Consider the following 18,840-nt stretch of genomic DNA (forward strand, 5'->3'; position numbering starts at 1 on the left):
GGCGCTGGATGACCGCAGCCTGCGCTGCGGCGTCGGCGCATGCCTGCCTTCGCGGCTCCTCCCCTTCGCCACGCGGGCGTGCGTGGCACCTGGAGTCCCCCATGAAGCTGCAGTCCCGAATGCTGTCCCTGGCCGTGCTGGCCGCCCTGCCCGCGCTGGCCCAGGCCGCCGATGACACCACCGCGCTCGACCAGATCCTGGTCACCGCCACCCGCACCCCGATCGCCCTGCAGGACAGCATCGCACCAGCCCAGGTGATCGACCGCGCGCAGATCGAATCCAGTCAGGCCACCTCGTTGCAGGAACTGCTGCGCGGCCGCGCCGGCATCAACCTGACCAATGCCGGCGGGCTCGGCAAGCAGAGCTCGCTGTTCCTGCGCGGCACCAACTCGGGCCACACCGTGGTGCTGGTCGATGGCGTGCGCATCAACAGTGCCGACCTCGGCCTGGCCATGTACCAGGACCTGCCGCTGGCGCAGATCGAACGCGTGGAAATCGTGCGCGGCCCGCAGTCCAGCCTGTACGGCGCCGACGCCATCGGTGGCGTGATCCAGATCTTCACCCGCCGCAACCAGGGCGATTTTGCTCCGCACTTCCAGCTCGGTGGTGGCAACAACGGCCTGCGCGAAGCCAGCGGCGGCATCGGAGGTGGCACCGAACGCGGCTGGTTCGGCGCCGACATCGCCTACCAGCATTCCGATGGCGTCGATGCCTGCCGTGGCTCGGCGACGCTGTTCACCGGCTGCTTCGCTGACGAACCCGACCGCGACGGCTACCGCAACCTGTCCAAGAGCCTGCGTGGCGGCTACACCTTCAACGACCAGTGGAATGTGGAAGGCAGTGCGCTGCGCGCCGACGGCAAGAACCACTACGACGGCTATTACAACTACTCGGAAACCCGCCAGCAGGTGCTGGCCGGCAAGGTGCGCTACACCCCGTCCGGGCGCCTGGCGTTCACCGCCAACGTCGGCCGCAGCGACAACGAATCGGACAACTTCGGCGACTTCGGCGCACGCGGCAGCGCGCAGACCCACCGCGACAGCGCCTCGCTGCAGGGTGACTTCACCTTGACCGGAAGCCAGCTGCTGAGCACCGGCGTGGACTGGAGCGAAGACAACCTGGACGGCAGCAGCGCGGGCTACCTCGTCGACAGCCGTCGCAACACCGGCGTGTTCGTGCAGTACCAGGGCCGCTTCGGCCGCCATCAGCTGCAGGCCAGCGCACGCAACGACGACAACCAGCAGTTCGGCAACCACGCCACCGGCAGTCTCGGCTGGGCAATGCAGCTGGACCACGGCCTGCGCGTCAATGCCAGCTACGGCACCGCCTTCAAGGCACCGACCTTCAGCGACCTGTACGACCCGTGGAGCGGCGTGCCGACGTTGAAGCCGGAGAAGTCCAAGAGCGCCAACCTCGGTGTTTCGCAGCAGGGCCAGGGCTGGCATTGGGGCCTGGACGTGTACGAGACCCGCATCGATGACCTGATCACCTACGATGCGTCCACGATGAAAATGCAGCAGGTGGAGAAGGCGCGCATCCGTGGCGCCGAACTGACCGGTGGCGTGCTGCTGGCCGGCTTCGACCTCAACGCGCAGCTGAGCTACACCGACCCGCGCAACCGCACCCATGGCAGCACCCAGTTCGACAACTGGCTGCCGCGCCGTGCACAGCAGACCGCGCGCCTGGACGTCGACCGCCGCTTCGGCGATTTCCGCGCCGGCCTGACCGTGCAGGGTGCGGGCAAGCGCTATGACGATGCCGCCAACGCGGTGAAGGTCGGTGGCTACGGCACGCTGGACCTGCGCGCCGAGTACGCGCTGACGCCGGCGTGGTCGCTGCTGGCACGTGCCGCCAACGTGTTCGACCGCCGCTACGAGACGGTGGCGTGGTTCAACCAGCCCGGCCGCGAATACCAGCTGAGCGTGCGTTACCAGCCGAAATGAAGGCGCGCGCCGGGCATCGCCCGGCGCCGATCTACTGTAGAGCCGAGCCCATGCTCGGCTCACGCAATGAAGCAGCCGAGCGTGGGCTCGGCTCTACACCCGAACGCCCGCGGCCAACCCCGGCAACTCACGCAGGTCGTCAATCACCGCCACCGCCTGTGCGGTGGCCAGGTCCAGGCCACGCGGATAACCGTAACGCACCAGTGCGATCGGCATACCCGCCTCTTCGGCGGCGCGGTAGTCGGTCAACGAATCACCCACCATCAGGCAGGCATCCACCGCCAGCCCGAAGTGCGCAGCGATGTGCCGCAGCGGCTCACCGCTGGGCTTGCGCTGCGGCAGCGAATCGCCGCCCAGTACCAGCGCGAACGCATCACCAATGCCCAGGTGCTGCAGCAGTGGCGGCACCAGCGCTTCGGGCTTGTTGGTGCAGATCGCCAGCGGAACAGCGCGTGCACGCAGCTGCATCAGCGCTTCGGCCACGCCATCGAACAGGCGCGGGCTGCGCAGCAGGCACTCACGGTAGTGCACCATGAACACCGGCATCACTTCGGCCAGGTCGACCTCGCGACCCGCGGCATGCACGGCCTGCTCGACCAGGCGGCGCACACCGTCGCCGATCCAGCCCAGAACCGTGGCTTCCGGCACGCGTGCCATGCCGATGTCTTCCAGCGTGCGGTTCAGTGCTTCGGCGATATCAGCTGCGCTGTCGACCAGCGTGCCATCTAGGTCGAACACGACCAGCGGATAGGGATACGACAAGGGACGGCACCTGCACGACGTGGGGCCGCCCATTGTACGCCGCTGGTTTCTGCGCCGATCCGCCTCAACCGATCCGGCGTGCGCGGGTGGCCAGGAACGTGGGCAGGTAGCGGTCGATCAGGAAGCGCGGCTGCGGCTGCCAGTCTTCCATGAAGCGATCGATGACGAACCCCGCATCCAGCTGCCCGCCGATCAGTTCGGTCAGGCTGTGGCCAAAGGTCAGCGCATCGCCGCGGCCGAGTTTCGCCTCACGTTCTGCGGCGGGCAGGTCTTCCAGGTCCGAATAGGGAATGGCGTACTGCGGCCGGATCAGGCCCTGCGCATCGAGCTGCGGATCGCGCGCGCCGACGAACAGCACCGGGTTGTAGAAGCTGGCCATCAACATGCCGTCGCGCGCCAGCACGCGGCGGCATTCGGTCCACACCGGGCGCACGTCGGGTACGTACAGGTTGGAGATCGGATGGAACACCACGTCGAAGCTGTCGTTGGCGAATACGTGCAGGTCGCGCATGTCGCCCTGCACCGTGCGCAGCTGCAGGCCATCGCGCGCCGCCACGCTGCGGTCCTGTTCCAGCTGCCCGTCGGAGAGATCGAACACGGTGACGTCGGCGCCCGCAGCGGCCAGCACCGGTGCCTGCTGGCCCCCGCCCGAGGCCAGGCACAGGATGCGGCGGCCACGCACATCGCCCAGCCAGTCCAATGGCAGCGCGCGTGGGGTCAGATGCACCTGCCAGCGGCCTTCGCGCGCGGCGGCAATGGTTGAACTTTCCACCGGGCGCGACCATTCGCGCACTTCGCTGGCCTGGCGGTCCCAGGCAGCACGGTTGTGGTCGATCAAGGCCTGTCCATGGTTCATGTGTTCTCCTTGCCCGGTGGGCGCCAATCCAGGTCCTGGAAGGCCGGGCTGGCGAAACACTCGGCCAGGTAGTCCAGGAATCGCCGCATGATAGCGGGCTGCTGTCGCCGTGACGCGTACACGGCATGAATGCCGAGTTCGTCCAGGCTGAATTCGGGCAGCAGTTCGATCAGCTCGCCGGTACGCAGCAGGGGCGCCACCTGGTAGGTCGGCAGCATGGCGATACCGGCACCGGCCCGCACCGCCTCCAGCAGCAGCGAGGCCTCGTTGGCGCTGATGTTGCCGCCCACCGCCACCGACAGCGAACGGCCGTCTCGGTGCAGCTGCCACAGGCTCTTGCCGACGTAGTGGTGGGTCAGGCAGTTGTGCGCGGCCAGATGCTCGGGAGCAGTCGGCGTGCCGCGTGCCTGCAGGTAGGACGGCGTCGCGCACAGCACCGAGCGGCAGGTGGCCAGCCGCCGCGCGATCAGGCTGGGATCGATCTGGCGCGCGATGCGCACGGCCAGGTCCACCCGCTCCTCCACCAGGTTGACCGTGCGGTCGACCAGCAGCAGCTCGATGCGTGCCGCCGGATGGCGCGCAACAAAGCCGGCCACCGCCCGCGCCAGGTGGCTCTGCCCGAACGACACGCTGGCAGTCACCCGCAGCGTGCCATGCGGCTCGGGATCATCGCTGGCCAGCTCGCCCTGCAGTTCCTCGCCGATCGCCAGCATCTGCCGGAAGCGCGCCAGCGCCGCCTCGCCGGGCCCGGTCAGACTGACCCGGCGCGTGGTCCGGTGCAGCAGGCGTGCGCCCAGCCAGCCCTCGACCTCAGCCAGGTAGCGGCTGACCATCGCCCGCGACATGTCCAGCACCTCTGCCGCCGCGGTCAGGCTGCCGCGCTCGGCCACCTCGACGAACACGGTCATGGCGGTCAATCGGTCCATATGCTCGATCCATGCAACAAACAAGCGCGTTATACGCTGTTTTTCGAGCGACTGCAGCGGCCTAGAGTGGCGCCATTCCCACCCCACAGCGCCCCACGGAGTCCTGCCATGAAGATCGCCCTCGTTGGTTCCACCGGCAACATCGGCCGCCAGATCGCCCGCCACGCGCTGGCCCGCGGCCACGAACTCACCGTCATCGTGCGCAGCGCGCAGGACCTCCCGGCCGAGCTGGCCAGTGCCCATCCGGTGATCGCCTCGCTGGATGACCAGGACGCGCTGGTTGCCGCCATCGCCGGCCACGACGTGCTCGCCAGTGCCTACGGCCCGCGCCCGGGCGATGACATCGGCCGCGTCGGCGAGGTCGCCGCGCAGCTGGCGGCTGCCGCGCGCAAGGCCGGCGTGCCGCGCCTGGTGGTGGTTGGCGGTGCCGGCAGCCTGGAAGTCGCACCCGGCGTGCAGCTGGTCGACACCCCCACCTTCCCGGAGGCCTACAAGCCGTACGCGCTGGCCCACCGCGAGGCGTTCAACCGCCTGCAGGCAGTGGACGACCTGGACTGGACCTTCTTCTCGCCGGCCGCCGAAATCGGCCCGGGTGAAGAGCGCGGCCAGTACCGCGTGCAGCCCAAGGCGTTCCTGGCCGATACCAGCGGCCACAGCCGCATCAGCTACGCCGACTATGGCGCGGCGTTCGTCGCCGAACTGGAAGCGCACGCGTATCCGAAGCAGATCATCACCGCAGCGTATTGATCCACGCACGTCCCATGTAGAGCCAAGCCCGCGCTCGGCTCTACGCGAACATGCAGCCGGGCATTGGCCCGGCTCTACACAAGGAATTCCCATGCGTACCGCTGCCCTGCTGCTTCCCCTTGCCCTGGCCGCCAGCTTCACCAGTGCGCCGCTGCTGGCCGCACCGGCCACCACGGCGCCGGCGGCGGCGACGAAATCCCAGTTGCACCTGCAGACCTTCCATCCCGGCCCGCAGGCAATGTTCTCGGTGTCCTCGGTGCTGATCGAAGGCCGCCACGACGCGATCCTGGTCAATGCGCAGTTTGGTGCCAGCGATGCGCGCAAGCTGGTCGAGCTGATCCGCGCCAGCGGCAAGCAGCTGACAACGATCTACATCAGCCACGGTGATCCGGACTACTACTTCGGCCTGGCTACCCTGCAGGACGCGTTCCCGCAGGCGCGCATCGTCGCCACCGCGCAGACCGTCGCCCACATCCAGCAGACCCAGGCCGGCAAGCTGGCCTACTGGGGACCGAAGATGGGTGCCGACATGCCCGCGCGCATCGTGCTGCCGCAGGTGCTGGATGGCGATGCCCTGCAGCTGGAAGGCCAGCGCCTGCCGCTGATCGGCCTGGATGGCCCGACCCCGGACCGCACGGTGCTGTGGGTACCGTTGCTGCGCGCGATCGTCGGTGGCATTCCGGTGGTAGCCGGCGAGCACGTGTGGATGGCCGATACGCAGACGCCGAAGTCGCACACCGACTGGCTGCAGACCCTGCAGCGGTTGCAGGCACTGAAGCCGAAGGTGGTGGTGCCGGGGCATTACGCGCCGGGTGCGGCGCTGGATGCCAGTGCGTTGCGCTTCACCGCGGACTACATCCGCGCGTTCGATGCCGAGACGGCAAAGGCCAGGGACAGTGCGGCGCTGGTGAAAGCAATGCAGTCGCGCTACCCGAAGCTGGATGGCGTGGCATCGCTGGAGCTGAGTGCGAAAGTGGCCAAGGGCGAGATGCAGTGGCCTTAAGGTAAAGGGTTGTTTTGCAGGGCTGCGCCCTGCACCTGCTCAATGCAACGGCAACAGCTGGATATCTGTGGGTTGGCGGGGTGGGTCCGATGGCAGGGGACGCCGTGAACCCGTCCATGGGGGCTTGGTCGCGGCATCCATGCCGCTCACGCCCCCGCAACCGGACCCACCTCGCCTTCGACAGATCTCGGCAATCTGCTGGGGTCGGATCCCGTTGCTGCGCAACGGGCTCTGGCCCCGCCTTTGCCGATCAGAGGGATGTGGAATCGCTCGGTCCGTGCTCGAACAATTCCCCCTGCACCACGGCCTCCTTTTCGCGGAACCCACCCAGCCCGACCCCGACCAGCCGATAGCGCGTCTCCGCCGGCAGGTCGACGCGGGCGCGCAGGGCCAGTGCGATGTCGCGCAGTTCTTCCATCGATTCCGGCGGGCGCTCCGGGGTGAAGCTGCGGGTGAGGATGCGGAACTGCGCGGTCTTCAGCTTCAGCACCACGGTGTGGCCGACGCGTTCGGTCTTGCGCGTGGCATTCCAGGTCTTCTCCGCCAGCTGCACGATCGCCTCGCCCAGGTCTTCCAGCAACAGGTCCTCGGCAAAGGTGTCCTCCGAGGAGATCGACTGCACCTGCTGGTCCGGTTCCACCGGCCGCTCGTCGATGCCGCGTGCACGGTTGTACAGGCTGCGGCCGAAACTGCCGAACGCCTCTTCCAGGTCGACCAGGGACCACTGCCGCAGGTCGCCGCAGGTGACGATGCCACGCGCAGCAAGTTTGCCTTCCATCACCTTGCCGACGCCGGGTACCCGATTCACCGGCAGCGGCAGCAGGAACGCGTCCACCCGCTGCGGTGGAATCACGAACTGGCCATCGGGCTTGCGCCAGTCCGAAGCGATCTTGGCCAGGAACTTGTTCGGCGCGATCCCGGCTGAGGCGGTCAGGTTCGTCTCCTCGCGGATCTGCGCACGGATGGTGCGGGCGATGTCGGTGGCCAGTTCGATGCCGCTCTTCGGCTCGGTCACGTCCAGGTAGGCCTCGTCCAGCGACAACGGCTCTACCAGGTCGGTGTGGCGCAGGAATATCTCGCGTACCTGGCGTGACACCGCCTTGTAACGTGCAAAGTCCGGCGGCACGAAGATCGCGTCCGGACACAGGCGTTCGGCGCGCAGCGCCGGCATCGCCGAACGCACGCCGAACACGCGTGCCTCGTAGGACGCCGCACACACCACCGAGCGCGCGCCGCGCCATGCCACAACCACCGGCTTGCCCCGCAGTGACGGATCGTCGCGCTGCTCCACCGACGCGTAGAACGCGTCCATGTCGACGTGGATGATCTTGCGCAGTCGGGTCATGTCAGGCGGAAAGGGCGGGGGCGTGCCGAACGGGCCACACGCCGAAGTATGGTCGTTGCACATCAACAGGATGCGCGTATTCCATTGAAAACACTACGGTTGCGTACGGTTGAAATGTTTGATCGGCGCAGTTTCCACGGGCATCCTCGAACGCTTGTTTCCCTGTTTCCCGCTTCCAGGATTGTGCTTCATGACCCGTCTCCACGCGTTCAACCGCGAACAGCTGCTGGCCAGCGCACGCGGTGAACTGTTCGGCACCGCCGCCGGCCGTTTGCCCAACGATCCGATGCTGATGTTCGACCGCATCACCGACATCCACGAGGACGGCGGACCGCACGGCAAGGGCATGGTACGCGCCGAGCTGGATATCCGCCCGGACCTGTGGTTCTTCGACTGCCACTTCATCGGCGACCCGGTCATGCCCGGCTGCCTGGGCCTGGACGCCATGTGGCAGCTGACCGGCTTCTTCCTGACCTGGCTGGGTGCCCCCGGCAAGGGCCGCGCACTCGGCTGCGGCGAGGTGAAGTTCACCGGCCAGGTACTGCCGGACGCCAAGCTCGTGCGCTACGAGATCGACATCAGCCGTGTCATCAACCGCAAGCTGGTGATGGCCCAGTCGGACGCCCGCATGTACGTGGATGACCGCGAAATCTACAGCGCGCGCGACCTGCGCGTCGGCCTGTTCACTGAAACCGGGAGCTTCTGATGCGTCGCGTCGTCATCACCGGCATGGGCATCACGTCCTGCCTCGGCAATGATCTGGATACCGTTTCGGCCGCGCTGCGCGAAGGGCGCTCGGGCATCACCGCCTTGGCCGACCATGCCGAAGCAGGCCTGCGCAGCCAGGTCGGCGGTCGCGTCGACCTCGATCTGGAGGCGCTGATCGACCGCAAGCAGAAGCGCTTCATGAGCGACGCGGCGGCCTTCGCTTACCTGTCCATGCGCGATGCCATCGCCGATGCCGGGCTCAGCCCCGAGCAGGTCAGCAACCTGCGCACCGGCCTGATCGCCGGTTCCGGCGGCGGCTCCAGCGAATGGCAGATCGGCGCGGTCGACCTGCTGCGCGAACGTGGCGTGCGCAAGGTCGGCCCGTACATGGTGCCGCGCACAATGTGCTCGACGGTCTCGGCCTGCCTGGCCACGGCCTACCAGATCAAGGGCGTCAGCTACTCGCTGTCGGCCGCCTGCGCGACCTCGGCGCACTGCATCGGCGCTGCCGCGGACATGATCCGCCACGGTGCGCAGGACATCATGTTCGCCGGTGGCGGCGAAGACCTGCACTGGTCGATGAGCGTGATGTTCGATGCGATGGGCGCGCTGTCGACCAGCTTCAACGAAACCCCGGCCAGCGCCTCGCGTCCGTACGACAAGGACCGCGACGGCTTCGTCATCGCCGGTGGCGGCGGCATGCTGGTGCTGGAGGACTACGACCACGCCGTTGCGCGTGGCGCGCACATCCATGCCGAGCTGATCGGCTACGGCGTGACCTCCGATGGCGCCGACATGGTCGCGCCGTCCGGCGAGGGCGCGGTGCGCTGCATGAAGATGGCACTGCAGGGCGTCGATCGCCCGCTGGACTACCTCAACACCCACGGCACCTCGACCCCGCTGGGCGATGTCACCGAGCTCAACGCGATCCGTGAAGTGTTCGGCGATGCGGTACCACCGCTGTCCTCGACCAAGGCGCTGTCCGGCCATTCACTGGGCGCGGCCAGCGTGCACGAGGCGATCTACTGCCTGCTGATGATGCGCGATGGCTTCGTCGCCGGTTCGGCCAACATCGGCGAGCTGGACCCGAAGTTGGAGAGCTTCCCGATCCTGCGCGAGAGCCGCGAGCAGAAGCTGGACACGGTGATGTCCAACAGCTTCGGCTTCGGTGGCACCAACGCTGCGCTGGTGTTCGGGCGGGTGTGATTGAACAGGTGTGCCGACCAACGGTCGGCACCCACCAGAAGATGTGGAGCCGAGCCCATGCCCGGCTCAGTGCCAACCAAGGTCGGCAGCCACCGCTACTTCGGCAGCAGCGGCAGCAGCAGGGCGTGCGCGTCCACCAGCGAGCCGACGATGCGGTGGCCCAGTGCGCGCAGCTCTTCATCCGGATGCACCAGGTCCGGCACCTGGATCACGGTCATGCCGGCGGCCAGTGCGGCCCGCGTGCCGGCCGGTGAATCTTCCAGCGCCAGGCAACGTTCGGGCGCCTGGCCCAGCCGCTGCGCGGCCAGCAGGTAGATATCCGGCGCCGGCTTCGGCTGCGCCACATCACCACTGGTGATCACGGCATCGAAGTACGGCAGCAGGCCTGCGGCCGCCAACTTGCGGTTGGCGCGCGGCTGCCGCGTGGTGGTCGCCACCGCACGCGGTACCGCGTGCGCCTTCAGCAGCTCCAGCAGCTCCAGGATGCCCGGCCGCAGCGGCAGCCCGGTCTGCGTGCGTGCTTCGTACAGCTCATGGCAACGTGCCGCCACCGCGTCGATCAGGCTGTCCTCGATGCCCTGCGCGCGCAGCAACGCATGCGTATCGTGGTCGCCGAGGCCGACCATGCGCAGGAACACCGCTTCCTCCAGGCCCAGCCCGAATTCGTCGGCGGCCTCGCTCCAGCAGGCCAGCGAGACCCGCTCGCTGTCGATCATCAAACCGTCCATGTCGAAGATGACGGCGTCGGGCAGGAACGGCAGCGCAGCGAAGGGGGTCATGGAGCGAACAACGTATCCAGGTCGGTGGAAGTGAGCTGCCGCCATTGCCCTTCGTCCAGCCCCTGCAGGTCCAGCCCGCCGACGCGGCTGCGGTGCAGGGCCTGCACGTGGTTGCCGGTGGCGGCGAACATGCGGCGTACCTGATGGTAGCGGCCTTCATGCAGCACCAGGCGTGCGCGACGCGCCTCCAGCACTTCGAGTTCAGCCGGCAGCAGGGGCGTCTTCTCGGACTCCAGCATCAGCGTGCCGCTGGCGAACAACGCCACTTCGTCGCCGCGCAGGTCCTCGCTCAACTCGACTTCGTAGACCTTCGGCAGCTTCGACTTCGGCGAGATGATCCGGTGCAGCAGGCCGCCATCGTCGGTCAGCAGCAGCAGGCCACTGGTCTCGCGGTCGAGGCGGCCCACCGTGGACAGCACCGGATCACGGTCGCGGAAGCGCGGCGGCAGCAGGTCGTAGATCAGGCGGCCGGTGTCCTTGGTCGAACAGGTGTAGCCGGCGGGCTTGTGCAGCGCGATCGACAGCCCCACCGGCGGGTCCAGCGGCTCGCCATCGACGCGGATCGCCTCGTGCGGCACCTGGTCATCGGCGTACAGCACCTCACCGTCGGCGTCGGTGACGCGGCCTTCGCGGAACATCCACTGCACCTGCTTGCGGCTGCCATAGCCCAGGTTGGCGATGAGCTTGACCAGCTTCACTTGCTCTTCCCCTTCACTGCTTCAACCAGCTTGAAACCGTCGCGCTCGGCGACCACGCGCACCGCACCGAAGCTGTCGTTGAGGGTGTGCTCGTACGGCAGATGGCGGTTGGCCACCACGTACAGGCGCCCGCCCGGGCGCAGCGCCTGCGCGGCCACGGCGATGAAGCGCTGGCCGATGTCCGGGCGGTCGGCACGCGACGGCGTGTGGAACGGCGGGTTGCTGATGATGACGTCGTAGCCCGGCTCGATGCCGGCGGTGACGTCGCGCCACAGGAAGCGCAGCGGCAGCGCGCGCGGCGGCGGCGCCAGGTTCAGTTCGGCCAGGGCCAGCGCACGCTGCTCGGCCTCGTACAGGTCCAGCGCGGTGATCTTCGGGCAGCGTTCCAGCAGCTCGCGCGAGAGATAGCCGTAGCCTGCGCCAAGGTCGGCGGCGCGGCCGGCCAGGTCGGCCGGCAGGTGCTCGGCCAGCAGCGCCGATGCCGGATCGATGCGGTCCCAGGCGAACACGCCCGGGCGGCTGAGGAAGCGTCCGCCCATGATCGGGCGCACCGCATCCAGCGCCGACCAGCGCTTGGCCAGGTCGGGGTCGTGCTGGCCCTGCAGCGGGGCGGTCCAGTACACGCGGCAGTGGTTCTTGGTCAGGCAGCCGCCGAGACCGGCCAGCTGCTTGAGGTCGCCTTCACCGGAGCGCGCGCCTTCGTTGTTGGCCTGGCAGGCAACGATGCGGCCGCCCTCGGCGACCAGCGCCAACGCGCGGGCGAACAGCGCACGGGCTTCTTCACGCTGGCGCGGTGGCAGCACCAGCACCAGCGGGTAACGGCCCTTGCCGGCCACATCGTCCAGCTGGCCGCTGACGGTCCAGCCGGTGGCCTGCTGCAGCGGCTGCGCGAACGGGGCAAAGCTCTGTTCGCAGTGCAGCTCGCGGTTGCCGGCCGCTTCGCGCAGCGGCCAGCCATCGCGGGCACGCAGGAAAGCCACCGGGCCCTCCGGCCAGCGCAGGGCGCCTTGGGAGAACGGCAGGAGCAGGGTCTGCAGGGGGGCGTCGTCGCTGGAGGCCATCGGCGCGGGTACTTCAAGCGTGAGGGCCGTCCATTGTACCGGCTTGGCCGGGCCGGCCCCGGCAGGCCGCTTTGCGAAACCCGAACGGGGCCTTGATCTGCCAGAAACATTGAAACGTTCAGGGTAGAGGCTCCCCCGGAAACCCAGGAGAACCTGCATGCGAGCCTTGTTCGTCGGTGGCGTCGTCGACAACAGTGAAATGGACCTGGAAGGCAGCCATCCGCCCGTGCACTACCCCGAGGACACCGGCGGCGGGCACTCGCGTTATCGGCTGCACCAGGTCGGCCATGGCGCCGATGGCAGCGTTGCCTACGCCGTCTATGGGGCACCGGACCTGGCCGATGACGAGGTGGCGAGGGTTGCAGAGGAGCGGGCGTACGCACGCCGATTCGAGGCGACGCCGACCCTGTTCGAGCATTGACACACCGGTAGCGCCCGAGCCCACGCTCGGGCGACGGCGCCAGCCGAGCGTGGGCCCGGCTCTACATCGGATCAAGGCGCCTTGGGTGGCAGGCGGTTGATGCTGGCAATCTCGTCCAGCCACACATGGTGCTGCTGCACCGGCGTGTCGTAGTCATCCAGGCGCAACTGGCCGTTGCTGCCTTCATCACCAGCGACGTTGCGGTACTGCTGCACGGTTGGCCTCACGGCCACCGTGCCGAGCAGGCGGCGGCCATCGTGCAGAATCAGTTCCACCTGCGTTTCGCCTTCCAGCTGCGGCAGCAGGGCTTCCAGGCGCGCGATCTGCGCCGGATCGGTATGGATACGGGGAGCTATGCGGGACATCGGCGACCTCCTGCATGCAGGGTCGCCGATCGGCCGTGAATGCTCAGTGCAGCGCGCTGTCGGCGCGGGGTACCTGCACCTTGCGTACCGCAGCCACCAGCTGCGCCACCGAGTACGGCTTGGCCACGTGTTCCTGGAAACCCGACGCCAGCGCACGGCGGCGGTCATCGGCACGCGCCAGCGCGGTGACGGCGACCGCGGGCAGGGTCGTGGCATCCACGCCCATGTCCTCGCGCAGCGTGCGCACCAGGCCATAACCATCCATGCCCGGCATGCCGATGTCGGTCAGCATCACGTGGTACTGCAGATGGCCGGTGTCGGCCAGCAACGCCAGCGCCTCACCGGCCGAACTGGCCGCCGACACGCTGGCGCCCTGCTCTTCCAGCATGCGCCGCAGGTACTCCAGCACTTCCGGCTGGTCTTCCACCGCCAGCACGTGCATGCCGCGCAGCGGATACGGCTCGACGATCACCGGTTCCAGGATCGGCCCGCTGATCACTTCGCGCAGCGGGCGCCGCTCGGCATCGGGAAGGTGCTGCGGCAGGCGCACGGTGAACGTAGCGCCATGGCCGTGCCCCTCGCTGGCCGCGGCGACCGTGCCGCCATGCAGTTCGACCAGCTGCTGCACGATCGCCAGGCCCAGTCCCAGTCCACCATGGCGTCGGGTGGTGGTGCCATCGGCCTGGCGGAAGCGGCTGAACAGGTGATTGAGGAATTCGGGTGCGATGCCATCACCGGTGTCGCGCACGGTGATCTCCCAGTGGTTGCCGTCGGCCCGCAGCTGCAGGTCGATGCGGCCTTCAGCCGGGGTGAACTTGATCGCGTTCGAGAGCAGGTTCCAGAACACCTGCTGCAGGCGCGTGGCATCGCCCAGCACCAGGCTCGGCTGTTCGGGCAGCTGCAGGTGCACGTCCAGTGCCTTGCCTTCGGCCACCAGTTCCTGCGCGCCGATGGCCTCGCCCAGCACCGTGCGCAGGTCCAGCACTTCCACCTCCAGCTGCACCTTGCCCAGCAGCATGCTGCTGAGGTCCAGCATGTCCGAGATCAGCCGCTTCTGCGCACCGGCGCTGTTGGCGATCACGTTCAGGCCCTTGTACAGAGGACTGGTGTTGTCCACGCGCTGCAGCAGCAGCTCACTCCAGCCGAGGATGGTGGTCAGCGGCGTACGCAGTTCATGCGACAGCGTGGCCAGGAACTCGTCCTTCAGCCGCGCCATGTTCTCCGCAGCGCTGCGCGCGGCGCGCTCGGACTGCAGCAGTTCCTCGCGGGCCAGTTCGATCTCGCGGCGTTCGGTCACGTCCGGGCTGCTGCCGGCCAGGCCGATGAAGCGGCCCATCCGCGAGAAACGCGGGCGTGCGTTCATCTCCAGCCAACGCCACTGGCCATCGGCGCGCCGCGCACGCACCAGCGCGTGCATCGAACGCTGCGCCTTCAGCGCTTCCTGCAGTTCGTATTCGAATACCGACGCATCGTCCGGATGCACCAGGCCGCGCCAGACATCTTCCGGCACACGCGTCTCGTCGCCACCGAAGAACTCGCTGAAGGCGCTGTTGACGAAACGGGCATGGCCGCGCTCATCGAGCACCCACACCGGCATCGGCAGGCCGTCGGCCAGCGCGCTGAAGCGCGCTTCGCTCTCGCCCAGCTCCACTTCCATCTGCTTGCGTGCGGTGATGTCGAAGAACAGGATGCCGACCTTGTCCTCGCCTGGCCGGCCCACGCGCACCGCGTCGACCGCGAACGAACGACCCAGCGCACGCGCTTCCATCTCGAACTGGGCAGGACGGCCGCTGCGTGCGACCTCGCCGTAGATACGGAACCAGTCCTGCTCATGGTTGGGTTCCAGCTCGGTCATGCGCTGTCCACGCGCATCCTTCAGCCCGGTGTGGCGCTCGAAGGCATCGTTGACCTCGAGGAAACGATAGTCGACCGCACGATCGCCCTCGAACAGCACCTGGATCACGCAGAAACCAGCGTTGATGCGCTCAAGCACGCCATGATGCAGGTCGGGTTCGGGCGCCTGCACCATCATCGGTGGGCGCTCCACGAGGGGCGGCAGTGTGGACAAGGGCGTCTGGACGGGCCGGATTGGAAGCACAGCATCTTCCAAAGCGCGTATTCACAGCGTCAAGCGCCGTCAGTCATGGTTGACGACGATGAATTGGCGGCAACCGCTCTTGTCGGTGTCGCAATCGGCCGTTGCGGTGGCTGGAAAGCGGGATCACACTCGATCTATAAATCGCATCGTCCCCGTCGATGGGACGCAGGAGACCGTCATGAACCGCTCGTTGGCCACTGCCCTGCTGCTGGCAGGCGCCCTCATGGCGGGCAGCACGAACGCCGCGCCGCGCGCCGTCACCGATCCGGATGCGCCCCGCGCGCTGCAGGCCAATGGCCCGGTCAGCGTGAAGTGGGACGATCCAGCCGGATTCACCGAAATCCGCCAGAGCACCAACCGCTTCGAGGCCGAACGCGGCAACTGGGTGCAGCAGCTGGCCAGCTACGTGCAGACCACGGCGGCCAAGCCGCTGCAGCCCGGGCAGACCCTGGACGTGACCCTGGTCGACATCAAGCGCGCCGGCGACTACGAGCCCTGGCACGGCCCGCGCGGCAGCGACATCCGGATCATGCGCGACATCTATCCGCCGCGGATCACCCTGCAGTACACGCTGAAGGACGCCAGTGGTCGCATCGTCGATGAGGGAGAAGCCAAGCTCAGCGACACCGGCTACCTGCACAACCTGGGGCTGAAGAGCGACAGCGATCCGCTGCGCTACGAGAAGCGCCTGATCGACGACTGGGTGAAGCGCGAGCTGAGCACGCGGGCTACTGCTGCACGATGATTCCGGGCAGCTCTACCTGCCGGCAGGTGTCGACCTTGGTCGACACGCATTGCACGGTGCCGACCAAGGTCGGCTGCTACCAGAGCCGAGCGCGGGCTCGGCTCTACACGTAGACTTTCGCCACGCGCTTGACCGCGCACGGCAGCTGGTAGGCACTCACGCCGCAGCGCGGCGCCAGTTCCGACAGCGTCGGCGCAGAACCCCACAGTTCCACCACACTGCCGATGCCGGCCTGCGCATGCGCGGTCAGGTCCACCGTCAGCATGTCCATCGACACGCGCCCGATCAGTACGCCGGGCTGGCCATCGATCAGTACCGGCGTGCCGTTGGGGGCGAACTGCGGATAACCGTCGGCATAGCCAAGCGCGACCACGCCCACGCGGGTGCGCGCCTTGGCCACGAAGCGTGCGCCATAGCCCACCGGCTCACCGGCCTCGATCCAGCGCTCGGCAATCACCTTCGACTGCATCGTCATCACCGGGCGCAGGCGCTGGGTCAGCGCGGTGTTGTCCGGCAGCGGATTGGCGCCGTACAGCATCAGGCCCGGGCGCACCCAGTCGCTGCGTACATCCGGCCAGCCCAGCAGTGCCGGCGAATTGCACACGCTGGTCTCGCCGTCCAGGCCGTCGATGGCGCGCGCGAAGGTCGCCGCCTGTTCATGGGTGCGTTCGCTGTCCAGCTCGTCGGCACGCGCCAGGTGGGTCATCAGCACGATGCGCTCGACCTGCGGCAGCGCCGACAGGCGTGCATGCGCGGCGCGGAAGCTGTCCACGTCCAGGCCGAGGCGATGCATGCCGCTGTCCAGCTTCAGCCACACGGTCAGCGGGCGCGGGCTGTCGAATGCGACCAGCGCTTCCAGCTGCCACGGCGAGCCCACCGCGAACCAGAAATCGTGCTCGGCCACCAGCGCCATGTCACTGGGTTCGAAGATGCCTTCCAGCAGCAGGATCGGCGCACGGATCCCGGCCTGGCGCAGTTCCAGCGCCTCTTCGATGGTGGCCACGCCGAAACCATCAGCCTCGCCTTCCAGCGCCTGTGCACAGCGCACCGCGCCATGGCCATAGGCATCGGCCTTGATGATCGCCAGGGCCTTGCCACCGCCCAGTTCACGGGCAAGCCGGTAATTGCTGCGCAGGGCGCCCAGATCGATCAGCGCGCGGGCAGGACGCATGTGCGGTTCTCATGTTGCGGGGCGTGACCGTACTGGCCGTAGCGGAAAATATCCAGGCCTTCGGTGCTGATCTGCGGCTGGCGCGCGCTCATCAGGTCGGCCAGGTAACGGCCCGAGCCGCAGGCCATGGTCCAGCCCAGGGTGCCGTGGCCGGTGTTGAGGTACAGGTTGCGGAACGGCGTGGCGCCGATCACCGGCGTGCCGTCCGGCGTGGCCGGGCGCAGGCCTGTCCAGAACTGTGCGCGCGACAGGTCGCCGCCCTTCGGGTAGAGGTCGCTGACCACCAGCTCCAGCGTCTCGCGACGACGCTGCGACAGCGACAGGTCGAAACCGGCCACTTCGGCCATGCCACCGACGCGGATGCGGTCGTCGAAGCGGGTGACCGCCACCTTGTAGCTCTCGTCGAGGATGGTCGAGGTCGGCGCCATCGCCGGGTCGGTGATCGGCAGGGTCAACGAATAGCCCTTCAGCGGGTACACCGGCAGGTGCATGCCCAGCGGTGCGACCAGCGCCGGCGAATAGCTGCCCAGCGCGACCACGAAGCGGTCGGCGGTTTCCCGCTTGCCGTCGATGCGCACGCCGGTGATGCGGTCGCCCTCGAACTCCAGGCCGGTGATGTCCTGGTCGAAGCGGAACTCGACGCCGGCGTCCACGCACATCTGCGCCAGGCGGCGGGTGAACAGCTGGCAGTCGCCGGTCTGGTCACGCGGCAGGCGCAGCGCGCCGACCAGGCCGTCGACATGGGCCAGGGCCGGTTCGGCCTGGATGATGCCGGCGCGATCCAGCACCTCGTACGGCACGCCGTACTGGGCCAGGATCTCGATGTCCTGCGCGGAGGCATCCAGCTGCTGCTGGGTGCGGAACAGCTGCGTGGTGCCCAGGTCGCGGCCTTCGAACTCGATGCCGATCTGCGCGCGCAGCTCGTTCAGGCAGTCGCGGCTGTACTCGGACATGCGCACCATGCGCGCCTTGTTGATCGCGTAGCGCTCGTGGGTGCAGTTGCGCAGCATCTGCCACAGCCAGCGGTACTGGGCCAGGTCCATGCCCGGCTTGATCGCCAGCGGCGCGTGCTTCTCGAACAGCCAGCCGATGGCCTTCTTCGGCACGCCCGGGGCGGCCCACGGCGAGGTGTAGCCGAACGACAGCTGGCCAGCATTGGCGAAGCTGGTCTCCAGCGCCGGGCCGGGTTGGCGGTCGATGACCGTGACTTCAAACCCGGCCTGTCGCAGGTACCAGGCACTGGTGGTGCCGATCACGCCGCTGCCGAGAACTAGGACTCGCATGGGACTTCTCCAACCCGATCATTCCCTGCACTGGAGCGTGCCGGGACCATAATTGGGGAAGTATAGACAGCCAATCCCAGTTGATTTGCCTGATTTGAAATCAACCGGCAGGATGTTCCCCTGCAATTCATTCCCCAAGGTTGACGGCCATGGCCACCCGTACCCGCGAACTGGACAAGATCGACCGCAAGATCCTGCGCATCCTGCAGGCGGAGGGCCGTATTTCCTTCACCGAACTGGGTGAGCGGGTCGGCCTGTCGACCACCCCGTGCACCGAGCGCGTGCGCCGGCTCGAGCGCGAAGCGGTGATCACCGGCTACCACGCCCACCTGGACCCGGCGGCGGTGAAGGCCAGCCTGCTGGTATTCGTGGAGATCAGCCTGGCCTACAAGTCCGGTGACATCTTCGAAGAGTTCCGGCGCGCCGCCCTGAAGCTGCCCAATGTGCTCGAGTGCCATCTGGTCTCGGGCGACTTCGATTACCTGCTGAAGGCGCGGATCAGTGAGATGGCCTCCTACCGCAAGCTGCTCGGCAGCACCTTGCTGACACTGCCGCATGTGCGTGAATCCAAAAGCTACATCGTGATGGAAGAAGTGAAGGAAACGCTGAGCCTGCCGATTCCGGATTGAGGCGGTCGCAGGTTGGGGTCAGAGCCCGCGTTGCGGGATCCGACCCCGGTCGGGGTCAGGCAAGGGGTCAGATCCCGCGCAGCGGGCTCTGACC

The 18,840-nt window shown here is 67.8% G+C and carries 19 protein-coding genes; 8 read left to right on the forward strand and 11 right to left on the reverse strand.

What is annotated here, in order from left to right; genetic code table 11:
- Window positions 1-101 precede the first annotated feature (101 nt).
- Window positions 102-1,943, forward strand: a complete 1,842-nt coding sequence (btuB, locus tag ACUVWL_RS14930; protein WP_329768438.1) for a TonB-dependent vitamin B12 receptor — start codon at window positions 102-104, stop codon at window positions 1,941-1,943.
- A 93-nt stretch (window positions 1,944-2,036) separates the two neighbouring features.
- Here btuB and gph read toward each other — a convergent pair whose 3' ends face one another.
- From gph to ACUVWL_RS14945, 3 genes are all read right to left on the reverse strand, one after another.
- Window positions 2,037-2,705, reverse strand: a complete 669-nt coding sequence (gene gph, locus ACUVWL_RS14935; RefSeq protein ID WP_126411685.1) for a phosphoglycolate phosphatase — start codon at window positions 2,703-2,705, stop codon at window positions 2,037-2,039.
- Between the two features lie 64 nt (window positions 2,706-2,769).
- Entirely contained in the window at window positions 2,770-3,561 is a 792-nt protein-coding gene (locus ACUVWL_RS14940; protein WP_014645816.1) for a class I SAM-dependent methyltransferase, read from the reverse strand.
- Entirely contained in the window at window positions 3,558-4,487 is a 930-nt protein-coding gene (locus ACUVWL_RS14945; protein WP_014645815.1) for a LysR family transcriptional regulator, read from the reverse strand. The genes ACUVWL_RS14940 and ACUVWL_RS14945 overlap by 4 nt, the downstream gene beginning before the upstream one ends.
- 108 nt (window positions 4,488-4,595) lie before the next feature.
- Here ACUVWL_RS14945 and ACUVWL_RS14950 point away from each other — a divergent pair, with 108 nt between their 5' ends.
- Window positions 4,596-5,234 (forward strand): NAD(P)-dependent oxidoreductase, encoded by a 639-nt coding sequence (locus ACUVWL_RS14950; RefSeq protein WP_142235396.1) that lies wholly within the window; start codon window positions 4,596-4,598, stop codon window positions 5,232-5,234.
- Window positions 5,235-5,325: 91 nt separating this feature from the next.
- Window positions 5,326-6,237, forward strand: a complete 912-nt coding sequence (locus tag ACUVWL_RS14955; protein ID WP_445978501.1) for an MBL fold metallo-hydrolase — start codon at window positions 5,326-5,328, stop codon at window positions 6,235-6,237.
- A gap of 250 nt (window positions 6,238-6,487) precedes the next feature.
- On the opposite strand, the gene dinB is transcribed toward ACUVWL_RS14955, so the two are convergent.
- Window positions 6,488-7,582, reverse strand: coding sequence for a DNA polymerase IV (gene dinB, locus ACUVWL_RS14960; protein WP_069118103.1), 1,095 nt, complete (start codon window positions 7,580-7,582; stop codon window positions 6,488-6,490).
- A gap of 190 nt (window positions 7,583-7,772) precedes the next feature.
- Here dinB and fabA point away from each other — a divergent pair, with 190 nt between their 5' ends.
- Window positions 7,773-8,288: a 3-hydroxyacyl-[acyl-carrier-protein] dehydratase FabA gene (gene fabA, locus ACUVWL_RS14965; protein WP_445978502.1), complete on the forward strand. Its 516-nt coding sequence runs from the start codon at window positions 7,773-7,775 to the stop codon at window positions 8,286-8,288.
- The gene (fabB, locus tag ACUVWL_RS14970) at window positions 8,288-9,496 is read left to right on the forward strand and encodes a beta-ketoacyl-ACP synthase I (RefSeq protein WP_445978503.1); all 1,209 of its coding nucleotides are present in this window, start codon (window positions 8,288-8,290) and stop codon (window positions 9,494-9,496) included. Before fabA ends, fabB begins: the two co-directional genes overlap by 1 nt.
- Window positions 9,497-9,591: 95 nt before the next feature.
- Here fabB and ACUVWL_RS14975 read toward each other — a convergent pair whose 3' ends face one another.
- The 3 genes from ACUVWL_RS14975 to ACUVWL_RS14985 are packed head-to-tail and all read right to left on the reverse strand — an operon-like array spanning window position 9,592 to window position 12,034.
- Complete coding sequence (locus tag ACUVWL_RS14975) at window positions 9,592-10,275, reverse strand: HAD family hydrolase (protein WP_445978504.1); 684 nt, start codon at window positions 10,273-10,275, stop codon at window positions 9,592-9,594.
- Window positions 10,272-10,973 carry a pseudouridine synthase gene (locus ACUVWL_RS14980; protein ID WP_014645809.1) on the reverse strand — a complete coding sequence of 234 codons (702 nt, stop codon included), beginning with the start codon at window positions 10,971-10,973 and terminating at the stop codon, window positions 10,272-10,274. The genes ACUVWL_RS14975 and ACUVWL_RS14980 overlap by 4 nt, the downstream gene beginning before the upstream one ends.
- The gene (locus ACUVWL_RS14985; protein ID WP_445978505.1) at window positions 10,970-12,034 is read right to left on the reverse strand and encodes a class I SAM-dependent methyltransferase; all 1,065 of its coding nucleotides are present in this window, start codon (window positions 12,032-12,034) and stop codon (window positions 10,970-10,972) included. The genes ACUVWL_RS14980 and ACUVWL_RS14985 overlap by 4 nt, the downstream gene beginning before the upstream one ends.
- 157 nt (window positions 12,035-12,191) lie before the next feature.
- On the opposite strand from ACUVWL_RS14985, the gene ACUVWL_RS14990 reads away from it, so the two are divergent.
- Window positions 12,192-12,455, forward strand: coding sequence for a hypothetical protein (locus ACUVWL_RS14990; RefSeq protein ID WP_005407925.1), 264 nt, complete (start codon window positions 12,192-12,194; stop codon window positions 12,453-12,455).
- A 71-nt stretch (window positions 12,456-12,526) separates the two neighbouring features.
- Here the strand turns inward: ACUVWL_RS14990 and ACUVWL_RS14995 are convergent, their stop codons facing one another.
- Window positions 12,527-12,820, reverse strand: a complete 294-nt coding sequence (locus tag ACUVWL_RS14995) for a DUF3247 family protein (protein WP_032959238.1) — start codon at window positions 12,818-12,820, stop codon at window positions 12,527-12,529.
- Between the two features lie 43 nt (window positions 12,821-12,863).
- On the reverse strand, window positions 12,864-14,852 hold the full coding sequence (locus ACUVWL_RS15000; protein ID WP_014645806.1) for a hybrid sensor histidine kinase/response regulator: 1,989 nt from the start codon (window positions 14,850-14,852) through the stop codon (window positions 12,864-12,866).
- Between the two features lie 244 nt (window positions 14,853-15,096).
- Here ACUVWL_RS15000 and ACUVWL_RS15005 point away from each other — a divergent pair, with 244 nt between their 5' ends.
- Window positions 15,097-15,663: a DUF3016 domain-containing protein gene (locus ACUVWL_RS15005; protein ID WP_111205897.1), complete on the forward strand. Its 567-nt coding sequence runs from the start codon at window positions 15,097-15,099 to the stop codon at window positions 15,661-15,663.
- Between the two features lie 103 nt (window positions 15,664-15,766).
- On the opposite strand, the gene alr is transcribed toward ACUVWL_RS15005, so the two are convergent.
- Together alr and ACUVWL_RS15015 are read right to left on the reverse strand one after the other, a co-directional pair.
- Window positions 15,767-16,834 carry an alanine racemase gene (gene alr / locus ACUVWL_RS15010; protein WP_046428645.1) on the reverse strand — a complete coding sequence of 356 codons (1,068 nt, stop codon included), beginning with the start codon at window positions 16,832-16,834 and terminating at the stop codon, window positions 15,767-15,769.
- Entirely contained in the window at window positions 16,813-18,117 is a 1,305-nt protein-coding gene (locus ACUVWL_RS15015) for a D-amino acid dehydrogenase (RefSeq protein WP_014645803.1), read from the reverse strand. The genes alr and ACUVWL_RS15015 overlap by 22 nt, the downstream gene beginning before the upstream one ends.
- 149 nt (window positions 18,118-18,266) lie before the next feature.
- Between ACUVWL_RS15015 and ACUVWL_RS15020 the strand changes: the two genes are divergently transcribed.
- Entirely contained in the window at window positions 18,267-18,746 is a 480-nt protein-coding gene (locus ACUVWL_RS15020; RefSeq protein ID WP_004140558.1) for an Lrp/AsnC ligand binding domain-containing protein, read from the forward strand.
- The last annotated feature ends 94 nt before the right edge of the window (window positions 18,747-18,840 follow it).

This window comes from Stenotrophomonas muris (genome assembly GCF_052751275.1).